This window comes from Rhizobacter sp. P2_H2 (genome assembly GCF_056403375.1).
Genome location: NZ_JBFUFP010000200.1, coordinates 1 through 7065, shown reverse-complemented (window position 1 = coordinate 7065; position 7065 = coordinate 1). Strand labels below are relative to the sequence as shown.

The following is a 7065-nucleotide window of genomic DNA, read 5'->3' as shown; positions in this document are numbered from 1 at the left end:
GACCTGAAGACGCGCTTCGGCCACCTCGACGTCGAGATCCAGGCCGAGCGCAACGCCGACTCGAACTACGAGCAGAACAAGCTGGAGCACCGGCGCACGGTGCGGCTCGGCAACTTCGTCGACCAGGTGCTGGCCGGCGGTGCGACCAACGACTACTACCTGACCGCCAACAACGAGGTGCTGCGGCGCCCGGAGTTCGCGCCGCTGCTGAAGGACATCGGCACGCTGCCCGAGATCTGCGATCCGGCGCAACTGGCGCAGCGCTCGTCGTTCTGGTTCGGCCCGGCCGGCACGCGCACGCCGCTGCACCACGACACGCTGATGCTGATGCACACGCAGATCGTCGGCCGCAAGCGCTGGCGCTTCATCTCGCCGCTGGAGACGCCGAAGCTCTACAACCACTTCCGCGTCTACAGCCCGATCGACCTCGACGCGCCCGACCTGGTGCGCCACCCCGATTTCGCGAGCGTGAAGGTGCTGGAGGTGATCGTCGAACCGGGCGAGACGATGTTCCTGCCGCTCGGCTGGTGGCACCAGGTGACCTCGCTGGACGTGAGCCTGTCCTTCTCGTACTCGAACCTGGCGATCCCGAATGACTTCACGTATGTGAATGCGGAGATCCACAACTGGTGATGGCGCCGGCGCGGCACGTGCCGCGGCCGACGTGACACTCCTGGTCTGGAATGCCTCTTGCACCCGTTGCTCGAACAAGTCGCACACGAGCACGGGCAGGTAACCGCCCGTATCGGCTGATCGGAAAAACGGGAGGGTTCCATGGGAAAAACGCAGAGAACGGCGGTCGCAGGGTCGCGCAGCAGGTCGCAGGCACTCGCCACGGTGGCAATGATGTTCAGCGCGGCGATGGCGCTGTCGGCCTGCGGCTCGGGCGGAGGTGACGATTCGGGCCCCTCGGCCAGCCCGCCGCCGACGAGCAATGCGCCGGCGCCGTCTCCCGCGCCGTCTCCTTCCCCCGCACCGTCGCCCGCACCCGCGCCGTCGCCCGCCCCATCGCCTGCCTCGGGCCCCGCGCCTGTGCCGGCGCCCGCACCCACCGCGGCCCCCGCGCCGGCACCGACCGACAGCGGTGCCACCGACTACGTGCCGCTGTACGCCGCCGGCACCCCGGTGATCGAGCAGATCCAGGTCACCGAGGCCGACGGCACGCTCGTCACCTATGCGGGCTTCCGCCCCACGCCGCGCCATGCGCGCGAAGGTGGCGAGCCGTGGACCGACACCGTCGACAAGGGCCCGGGCAGCTACTTCGCGTTCCCGCCGTTCTACTTCCAGAACCGCACCTTCGGCCTGGTGATCCGCGACGAGGTGCCGGCCGGCCGCCAGAAGATCACCGCCTACCTGAAGCCGAACGTCGGCACGATGATCAACAACAGCTTCAGCGCGTTCCGCCGGCTGGACCCGAACGTCATCGAGTACGGCTGGAAGATGGGCGTCGGCTACACGAACCCGAAGGACGGCACGCAGCGCTGCAACCCCGCCACCGCGATCGCCGACCTGTGCGTGGCACAGAGCATCACCGACTACTGGCGCATGGCCGACGAGGCGCAGTACCAGGGCATCGCGCGGGCGAACAACAAGCTGAAGGTCGGCGACAAGATCGAGATGTCGCCCGGCGTGTTCCTCGACTACACGCCCGGCACCGACATCGYGCTGATCGACGGCGGCCACAACCGCGACTACTCGTTCGAGCAGCTCTACGTGGTCGGCAAGGGCATGGTGCCGTGGTACGGCATCGCGCCCAAGCTCGACACCACCCCGCTGCCCGACGATGCGCTGCTGGGCGGGCAGGCGAGCGTCTCGTACAACTACTCCGAGGAACCGCACCGCGTCTTCCAGCAGTCGGTCAACAACATCGGCATCGCCGACATGCAGCGCTTCGTCGAAGGGCGCCGGCTGTTCCACACCTCGTTCCTCGACGGCAAGCACTCCGAGAGCCCGACCGTGAACCCGGTGTTCACCGCGCATGCCAACCAGCTGGGCGAGCGCTTCAACGAAGTGCGCTGCCTGGGCTGCCACACGCTGAACGGCCGCAGCCCGGCCGCCGACATCGGCACGCCGCTGAACAAGTTCGCGGTGCTCACCGCGGCGGCGAGCACGAGCACGTCCATCACGCCCGATGCCACCTACGGCGTCAACGTGCAGCAGCTGTCGCGCACGGCGGGCGCGCCCGACTACGGCGTCTCGATCCAGTCGTTCGTGAAGACGGTGCGCACCTTGGCCGGCGGCGAGACGGTCGAGCTGCAGAAGCCCGTCTACGCCTTCAAGGGGCCGGTGCCGGCGCAGCTGTCGGTGCGGCAGGCACCGCAGGTGGTGGGCATGGGCCTGATCGAGGCGCTGGACGAGACCACCATCCTCGCGCTGGCCGACCCGCAGGACGCGAACGGCGACGGCATCCGCGGCATTCCCAACTGGTCGATCGACCCCGAGACGGGCCAGCGCCACCTCGGCCGCTACGGCTGGRAGGCCGGCAAGGCGACGGTGCGGCAACAGGCCGCGGGCGCCTTCCTGCAGGACATGGGCGTCACGACGCCGGCCTTCAAGTCAGTGAGCTGCCTGCGCGGCGCGGCCGATTGCAAGACCAGTACCGCGACGCCGTCGGTGAGCAGCGCGGAGCTCGACCGGGTCGCGTCATACCTGCAGCTGCTGGGCGTGCCGGCGCAGCGCAAGTACGCGAGCGGCTACACGGACGGCACGGTCACGCCGCCGGAGCACGACCTGCCCGAGGCGCTGCGCACGTCGATCGCGCGCRGCAGCCAGCTGTTCACGCAGGCGGGCTGCACCGGCTGCCACAAGGCGGAGTTGAAGACGGGCGCGAACCACCCGTTCCAGGAACTGCGCAACCAGACCATCCACCCGTATACCGACGTGCTGCTGCACGACATGGGCCCGGAGCTGGCCGACACGATGACCGAAGGCCAGGCCGGCCCGAGCCTGTGGCGCACGCAGCCGCTGTGGGGCCTGGGGTCGTTGAAGTACGTGCAGAAGGAGACCGGCTTCGCCGACGCGGCCACCGTGCGCTACCTGCACGACGGGCGCGCCCGCACGCTGGTGGAGGCGATCGGCTGGCATGGCGGCGAGGGCAGCGGCAGCCGGGCGAAGTTCGAGGCGCTCAGCAGGGCGGATCGCGATGCGGTGGTGGCGTTCCTGGAGTCGTTGTAAGGAGTTGCCGAGGCGGACGGCCTCAGCGCCGCGCCRCCACCAGCCACCCCGCCACCGGCTTCCCACCCTCCTGCCGCAGCGTCTCCCCGCTGATCTCCACCAGCGTGAACCCGTTCGCCGCCAGTGCCGCTTCCACGTGCGCCCGCGCATGCGCATAGCGCCCGTGCGGCTCCAGGTGGAACATCTCCGGTCGGTCGTCGGGCAGCGCCTCGACGGTGAACACCATCAACCCACCCGCGCGCACTGAGCCGCTGGCGGCCGCCATCAGCGGCATCAGGTCGCCGAAATAGCACAGCGTGTCGGCCGACAGCATCACGTCCCACTGGCCCGGTGACTCGCGCAGGAACTCCGTCAGCTCGGCCTTGTACAGGTCGCCGTAGACGCCCTTGGTCTGCGCATGCTTGAGCATGCCGCCCGACAGGTCCACCCCCGCCAGCACCCGCGCCCACGGCGCCACCAGCGGCCCGCACAGCCCGGTGCCGCAGCCGGCGTCGAGCACGTTGAACTGCTTCGCCGCCGGCGGCAGCAGCCGCGCGAGCAGCTGCGCGCACAGCTGCGGCGCGCGGTAGTCGAGCCGCTCGTTCAGCTGCGTCTCGAAGCTGTCGGCGAAGTGGTCGAAGGTGTACTCGACGTAGTCGTCCGAGGCCCGCTCCGGCGCACCGCTGCCGGAACACGCCGCGAACATGTGCTGCGCCATCGGGTGGCCGGGCTCTTCGGCCAGCCACTGGCGGAACACCTCGGCCGCCTCGCGCACCTTGCCCATCGTGTAGTAGGTCATGCCCAGCAGCTTGCGGCCGTCCGGGTGCTCGGGCAGCAGCTCGATCGACTTGCAGTACCAGCGGATCGACTCCGGCAGGTCGTCCTGCGCGGCCGCCAGCAGCCCGARGTTGTTGTGCGCGTTCAGGTGCCGCGGGTTCAGCTCGATCGCGCGCAGGTAGGCGGCACGCGCGTCGCCGGGGCGCTTCTGCGCGCGGTACAGCGAGCCGAGGTTGTTCTGCAGGTCGGCGCTGCCGGGCTCCAGCGCGCCCGCGCGCTCGTAGGCCGCCGTCGCCTCGGGCAGCTCGTGGCGCGACACATGGATGTTGCCGAGGTTGTTGTGGTAACCCGCGAAATCCGGCACCAGCTCGATCGCGCGCCGGATCGACGCGATGCCTTCCTCGCTGCGGCCGGTCTGGTGCAGCACCATGCCCAGCAGGTGCAGCGCGTCGGGGTGGTCCGGCGCCACCGCGAGCACGCGGCGGTAGACCTGCTCGGCGCCTTCGAGCTGCTGGTTCTGGTGCAGCCCGATCGCGAACTGCAGGGCTTCGTCGAGGCCGAGGTCAGCGGATTCGGTCACGGTGCGGCCTGTCGCTTCACATGTCCCCGAGCGTCGCGCCCAGGCGGTCGTTCGGCACGACCATCGGCACGCCGCCGCTCAGCAGCATCAGCACGTAGGCCAGCCGGGCGGCGCGCTTGTTGCCATCGGTGAAGGCCTGCGCGGTGATGATCGAGCCCATCACGTAGAGCGCCAGCTCGTACCAGTCGTCGCTGCCCTGCGCCGGCATCGGCGAGGTGCTCAGGTCGGACAGTACGTCGCCCAGCACCTTGGCGCCACCGACGTTCGATGGGTACTTCTGCATGCCGGCGGCGTTGTTCCAGCCGCGATAGGCCGGTGCCAGCGGCACCATCCGCTGCCAGGCCGCCTGCAGCGGCGCGAGGCTGCCGCCCAGCGGAAAGCTGCCGTCGCGCTTGACCAGCCCGAGCAGCACCTGCGAGAAGGCCGAGGTGTCGCCTTGCACGCCCTTGGTCAGCCAGGCCAGGCCCCTGGCCTGGTCGAGCGAGCGCTCGGAGCGCGCCGGCACCGCCGGTACGCCGGGCTTCGGGGCCACCGGTGCCGGGGGCTGGTAGTAACTGCCCTCGGGCTGCGTCTCGGCCCGCAGCTGCGGCATCAGCAGGTGGGAGCCGGCCTTGCCCTTCAGGCCGTTCGCGTAGGCCGCGCGCCGCTCGATCAGCTTCAGGTCCATCTCGAACATGCCTTCGATCGCGGTCATGAAGAAGTTCAGGCCGGCCGCGTCCGGAAAGCGCAGTGCGCTCGGGTTGCCGGCATTCGCATTGGTGCCGAAGTGCCAGAAGCCGTCGGCCCCCATCGCGCGCAGCGATTCGGTGAAGGCGTTGTCGAACGCCGTGTTGGCCGGGCCCAGCCCGACCACCCGCGAGTAGGTCGAGTAGACCGGCCGCACGCGCATCGTGTTGCGGAACTGGTGGGCGTCCATCGTGACCGCACCGGCCGGTGCGACGTACGGGGCGACCTTGGGCTTGCTGTCGAAAAGGGCCATGGACGCTCCTCAGAACCCGTAGTGGAAGTTGTTGTCGACGACGCTGACCTTCACCCGCTCGATCGGCGTGCCGTCCATCATGCGGGTCAGGAACTCCTTCGAGATGTCCGGCAGCATCGTGTTGGTCAGGATCGCGTCGATCATCCGCCCGCCCGATTCGCTCTCGGTGCAGCGGCTCACGACCAGCTTGACCACGTCGTCGCCGACCTCGAACGGGATCTTGTAGCGCGCCTCGACGCGCTTCTTGATGCGCCCGAGCTGCAGCTTGACGATCTGCCCCAGCATCTCGTCCGACAGCGGGTAGTACGGGATCGTCACCAGCCGGCCCAGCAGCGCCGGCGGGAAGATCTTCAGCAGCGGCTCGCGCAGCGCCTTCGCCAGCCCCTCGGCCTCGGGCATCAGCTCCGGGTCCTTGCACATGTTGGCGATCAGCTCGGTGCCGGCATTCGTCGTCAGCAGGATCAGCGTGTTCTTGAAGTCGATGAAGCGGCCTTCGCCGTCTTCCATGAAGCCCTTGTCGAAGACCTGGAAGAACATCTCGTGCACGTCGGGGTGCGCCTTCTCCACTTCGTCGAGCAGCACCACCGAGTAGGGCTTGCGCCGCACCGCCTCGGTCAGCACGCCGCCTTCGCCATAGCCCACGTAGCCAGGGGGCGCGCCCTTCAGCGTCGAGACGGTGTGCGCCTCCTGGAACTCGCTCATGTTGATCGTGATCAGGTTCTGCTCGCCGCCGTACAGCGCCTCGGCCAGCGCGAGCGCCGTCTCGGTCTTGCCGACGCCCGAGGTGCCGGCCAGCATGAACACGCCGATCGGTTTGCTCGGGTTGTCGAGCCCGGCCCGCGAGGTCTGGATGCGCTTGGCGATCATCTCCATCGCATGGTCCTGGCCGATCACGCGCTGGCTCAGCAGCGACGCCACCTTCAGGATGGTTTCCATCTCGTTGCGCGCCATGCGGCCGACCGGGATGCCGGTCCAGTCGCCGACCACGCTCGCCACCGCCTGGTAGTCCACCGTCGGCAGGATCAGCGGGTGCTCGCCTTGCAGCGTGGCCAGTTCGGCCTGCACCTGCTTCAGTTCCGTCAGTGCCGCGGCGCGTTCCTCATCGGACAGCTTCGGCGCTTCCGCCACGACCGTGGCAGCCACCTTCTCGGCGTTCTGCTCCAGCGCGCTGCCGGTGCCTTCCACCGCGCCGGCCACGCCGCGCAGCTTCGCGCGCAGCGCGAGCAGCTTGTCGACCAGCACCTTCTCGGCTGTCCAGCGCGTCTTCAGCCCGTCGAGCCGCTTGCGCTCGATGCCGAGCTGCTCCTCGACGAACGCGCTGCGCTCACGCGTGTCGATACCGATCGCCGCCTCGCGGCCGATGATGCCCTGCTCGGTCTCCAGTGCCTCGATGCGCTTGCTGCAGTCGTCCACCTCGGCAGGCGTCGCATGCAGGCTCACCGCGACGCGCGCGCAGGCGGTGTCGAGCAGGCTGACCGACTTGTCCGGCAGCTGGCGCGCCGGGATGTAGCGGTGGGAGAGCTTCACCGCCGCCTCCAGCGCCTCGTCGAGGATCTGCACCTTGTGGTGCTTCTCC

The 7065-nt window shown here is 69.3% G+C and carries 5 protein-coding genes; 2 read left to right on the top strand and 3 right to left on the bottom strand.

Translation table 11 applies throughout. The features are described from left to right. Positions 1-633: cupin-like domain-containing protein (locus AC1D15_RS13100; protein WP_477826317.1), on the top strand; the 633-nt coding region annotated here is incomplete at its 5' end. Between the two features lie 210 nt (positions 634-843). Further along, the gene (locus AC1D15_RS13095) at positions 844-3174 is read left to right on the top strand and encodes a di-heme oxidoreductase family protein (RefSeq protein WP_477826318.1); all 2331 of its coding nucleotides are present in this window, start codon (positions 844-846) and stop codon (positions 3172-3174) included. A gap of 22 nt (positions 3175-3196) precedes the next feature. Here AC1D15_RS13095 and AC1D15_RS13090 read toward each other — a convergent pair whose 3' ends face one another. The 3 genes from AC1D15_RS13090 to AC1D15_RS13080 form a co-directional block, all read right to left on the bottom strand. Further along, the gene (locus AC1D15_RS13090; RefSeq protein WP_477826316.1) at positions 3197-4510 is read right to left on the bottom strand and encodes a tetratricopeptide repeat protein; all 1314 of its coding nucleotides are present in this window, start codon (positions 4508-4510) and stop codon (positions 3197-3199) included. A 16-nt stretch (positions 4511-4526) separates the two neighbouring features. Then, a complete protein-coding gene (locus AC1D15_RS13085) occupies positions 4527-5489 on the bottom strand; it encodes a Fic family protein (RefSeq protein ID WP_477826315.1) in 963 nt (320 codons plus the stop codon). A 9-nt stretch (positions 5490-5498) separates the two neighbouring features. Continuing rightward, a partial coding sequence (locus tag AC1D15_RS13080) for an AAA family ATPase (protein WP_477826314.1) occupies positions 5499-7065 on the bottom strand: 1567 nt, incomplete at its 5' end.